The following is a 2,992-nucleotide window of genomic DNA, read 5'->3' on the forward strand; positions in this document are numbered from 1 at the left end:
TGGCTGGTCAGGCGGGCCAGCGGCGGCGGTGCGCCAGGAGGTCCAGGGTGATCTGGGCGGTGTAGCGCTGATGCTGCCGCAGCGACGGGGTCATGCCGGGCTCGTCCGGCCGCGCCCCGCCCGAGATCAGGTATGCCGCGAGCACGGCCAAGAACGAATCCACCGCCTCGGGGTCCACACCGTCCAAAAGACCCGCCGCGAAGGTCTCGGGGGCGATCCCGTCGGCCCACAGGTAGGGCAGCAGGCCCGCGAAGTCGGCCCACCCGGGGGCGAGCGAGACCCAGTTCCAGTCCAGCACGCGGGCCCGGCCGGCGCTGATGAGCAGGTTGTCGGCCCGGAGGTCGGCGTGGCTGAGCCGATCGCCGAGCAGTGCGTCCCCGGCCCGCCCCAAGAGCCTCGACGCATCATCGAAAGCCGCCGGTGCCGGGCGGGCGACGCCGACCGGCCACGCCAGGCGCCCCGCGGCAGCGTCGTCAAAGACGCTGTGGATCACGGTGTCCGACAACACATCCGACACGAGTGAACTCAACTCGAATCCCAGCGACCCCGGGTCGACGGCGGCGATCTCGGCGCACGCGTCGTGCGCGGCCCACGCATCGCGGGGCGTCCACGGCCCGCCGGGTTGGTGCCCGTCGATGTGTTCCAGGACGAGCACCCACCAGGTGCCGTCCGCGGCCGCCACCGACGCGACGCCCACCAGCCGGGGAGCACACGCGAGCGAGGCGAGGCGAGGCAGCACAGTGGCTTCCTGCGCGAGGCCGGCCACGGCATACCCCAGAGAAGGGCCGGCGGCCTTAACGAAGACGCGACGGCCGTCGGCGAGGAGGAGGGGCGCGGCATACCCATTGGTGAACCCCGACTCCACGGGGAGCGCGGCCTCCACGACCGCCGACCCGGCTGCCCGGGCCGTCGCAGCGTGGACGACCGCGGGCAGGTCCGCCCACCGCGCCCGGCGGGAGGTGCGGAGGTAGTCGACGGGAGGAAGCGGCATACGTCCAAGGAAGCCAGGCCGAGGCAGGGCGAGGCAAGCGATTTCGATTACGCGGGCGCCACCGGGTACCCTTGTCAGGTTCGGCCGCCGCCCACCAGGGGTGCGCATCCCGCCGGGCAAGCATGAACCCTCCTGTCACGGAAGGACCGTGACCGCTTTTAGACCAAAGGAGGCGGGTTTTTCGCATGCGTCAGTACGAACTCATGGTCATCTTGGACCCCGAGATCGACGACCGTCAGGTCGGCCCCACCATCAAGAAGTTCCTCACCGTCGTCAAGAACGACGGCGGCACGGTTGACAAGCTTGACGTCTGGGGACGTCGCCGCTTGGCCTTCCAGATCAAGAAGAAGGACGAAGGCAGCTACGTCGTCGCCAACTTCACCTCTGAGCCCGCGACGGCCAAGGAGCTGGACCGCCAGCTCGGCCTCTCCGAGGCCATCCTGCGCACCAAGCTGCTGCGCGCCGACGCCTGAGACGAGGAGCGACATGGCCGGCGAGACCACCCTCACGATCATCGGCAACCTGACCGGTGACCCGGAGTTGCGCTTCACCCCCTCGGGTGCGGCGGTCGCCAACTTCACCGTCGCTTCGACGCCGCGCACCTTCGACCGGCAGAGCAACGAATGGAAGGACGGCGAAACGCTGTTCATGCGGTGTTCCGTATGGCGCGAAGTCGCCGAGAACGTCGCTGAGTCCCTCCACAAGGGCACCCGCGTCCTGGTGACCGGCCGCTTGCGGTCCCGGTCCTACGAGACCAAGGAAGGCGAGAAGCGCACGGTCGTCGAAATGGAGGTCGACGAGATCGGCCCCTCGCTGCGCTATGCCACGACCAAGGTCAACCGCACACAGCGCAGCGGCGGCGGTGGCGGCGGGTCCCAGGAGGACCCGTGGTCGTCCCAGGGCTCCGGCTCCGGTGGCAACCAGGGCGGCAACCAAGGGGGCGGTTCGTGGAACTCCGGTTCCGGTTCCGGTTCCGGCTCCGGCTCCGGTGGCAACCAGGGTGGCGGCGGTTGGGGTTCCAACCAAGGCAACCAGGGTGGTCAAGGCGGCCAGGGCGGCGGCTGGGGTGCACCCCCGGCCTATGACGAACCTCCCTTCTGATTCCGTTGGCTTTCTCTCCTCCTCGCCTTGTGCGATCTGCGTGCTTCGCAACGCAGCTCGCACTCGGCGCATCGTCGAGAAAGCCGCAGTCCAAACATTCAGCAATTCACCATCCCGAGTTGAACGCTCGGGCTCTCACCTAGAAGGAGAGCACCACGATGGCTAAGCCCGTTGTGCGTCGGCCGAAGAAGAAGGCCAACCCCCTCAAGTCCGCGAAGATCGAGAACATCGACTACAAGGACGCGCAGCTGCTGCGCAAGTTCATCTCCGACCGCGGCAAGATCCGCGCCCGCCGCGTGACCGGTGTCTCGGTCCAGGAGCAGCGCCTCATCGCCAACGCCGTCAAGAACGCCCGCGAGATGGCGCTGCTGCCCTACAGCAGCTCCAGCCGCTGAGCGTCATACAAGGAGACAGACATGAAGGTCATCCTCACCCACGAGGTCTCCGGCCTCGGCGCCGCCGGTGACGTCGTTGACGTCAAGGACGGCTACGCCCGCAACTTCCTCTTCCGCCGTGGCCTGGCCACCGCGTGGACGAAGGGCGGCCAGGCCCAGGTCGACGCCATCGCCAAGGGTCGCGAGACCCGCGCCGTGAAGTCGCTCGAAGAGGCCAAGTCCATCAAGGGCAACCTCGAGTCCAGCACCGTCACGGTCACCGCGCACGCCGGCAAGGAAGGCCGCCTCTTCGGCGCCGTCTCCACCGCCGACATCGCGGCCGCGGTCAAGGCCGCCGGTGGTCCGTCGCTGGACAAGCGCAAGATCGAGCTCCCGACGCCCATCAAGGCCGTCGGCAGCCACGCCGCGCTGGTGCGCCTGCACCCCGAGGTCCAGGCCAGCCTGAAGCTGGACGTCGTCGCCGGCTGATCCGCCCGGCACCGACGCCCGCCGTCGTCAACGCGCC

The 2,992-nt window shown here is 69.0% G+C and carries 5 protein-coding genes; 4 read left to right on the forward strand and 1 reads right to left on the reverse strand.

Annotated features, from left to right (window positions below; all coding sequences use genetic code 11):
• Positions 1–7: 7 nt before the first annotated feature.
• Positions 8–991, reverse strand: a complete 984-nt coding sequence (locus tag BN13_RS17595; protein WP_048548523.1) for a phosphotransferase family protein — start codon at positions 989–991, stop codon at positions 8–10.
• A 185-nt stretch (positions 992–1,176) separates the two neighbouring features.
• Between BN13_RS17595 and rpsF the strand changes: the two genes are divergently transcribed.
• The 4 genes from rpsF to rplI all read left to right on the forward strand — a co-directional run bounded on the left by rpsF (position 1,177) and on the right by rplI (position 2,955).
• Positions 1,177–1,464 carry a 30S ribosomal protein S6 gene (gene rpsF, locus BN13_RS17600; RefSeq protein WP_048548524.1) on the forward strand — a complete coding sequence of 96 codons (288 nt, stop codon included), beginning with the start codon at positions 1,177–1,179 and terminating at the stop codon, positions 1,462–1,464.
• 13 nt (positions 1,465–1,477) lie between these two features.
• Positions 1,478–2,092: a single-stranded DNA-binding protein gene (locus BN13_RS17605; protein WP_048548527.1), complete on the forward strand. Its 615-nt coding sequence runs from the start codon at positions 1,478–1,480 to the stop codon at positions 2,090–2,092.
• 158 nt (positions 2,093–2,250) lie between these two features.
• The gene (gene rpsR / locus BN13_RS17610) at positions 2,251–2,487 is read left to right on the forward strand and encodes a 30S ribosomal protein S18 (protein WP_048548528.1); all 237 of its coding nucleotides are present in this window, start codon (positions 2,251–2,253) and stop codon (positions 2,485–2,487) included.
• A 21-nt stretch (positions 2,488–2,508) separates the two neighbouring features.
• Positions 2,509–2,955, forward strand: coding sequence for a 50S ribosomal protein L9 (rplI, locus tag BN13_RS17615; protein WP_048548530.1), 447 nt, complete (start codon positions 2,509–2,511; stop codon positions 2,953–2,955).
• The last annotated feature ends 37 nt before the right edge of the window (positions 2,956–2,992 follow it).

Origin of the sequence: Nostocoides jenkinsii Ben 74 (assembly GCF_001046875.1) — a bacterium.
Lineage (GTDB): Bacteria > Actinomycetota > Actinomycetes > Actinomycetales > Dermatophilaceae > Nostocoides_A > Nostocoides_A jenkinsii.